Source organism: Poseidonibacter ostreae, assembly GCF_009208075.1.
Taxonomy (GTDB): domain Bacteria; phylum Campylobacterota; class Campylobacteria; order Campylobacterales; family Arcobacteraceae; genus Poseidonibacter; species Poseidonibacter ostreae.
This window is the reverse complement of sequence record NZ_WFKJ01000142.1, coordinates 1-342: the sequence shown is the minus strand read 5'-3', so window position 1 is coordinate 342 and position 342 is coordinate 1. Positions and strand designations below refer to the sequence as shown.

Annotated in this window: 1 protein-coding gene; it reads left to right on the top strand. The window is 26.3% G+C overall.

The features are described from left to right. Window positions 1-135: 135 nt before the first annotated feature. A partial coding sequence (locus tag GBG18_RS15185; protein ID WP_152192410.1) for a response regulator occupies window positions 136-342 on the top strand: 207 nt, incomplete at its 3' end.

Genomic DNA, 342 nt, shown 5'->3' with positions numbered 1-342 from the left:
GTTATATAAAAGTGAATCAATTGGTATGCAATTAATTCATTCAATTGTAGAAGATCAACTTGATGCAACAATAGAGTTTACAAATAATAATGGATTAGAATGTAATATCGTATTTCCAAAAGAAGAGGAAGAATTATGAGTAAAATTAAAATATTAATAGTAGAAGATGAATCAATAATAGCTTTAAATTTAAAAGAATCACTACAAGATTTAGGTTATGAACCTTGTGGTATTGCACCAAATAAATGTAAAACTATGAAGATATTAGAAAAAGGTGTAGTTCCAGATTTAATACTAATGGATATCTATTTAAAAGGACCTACAACAGGTATTGAACTTGCG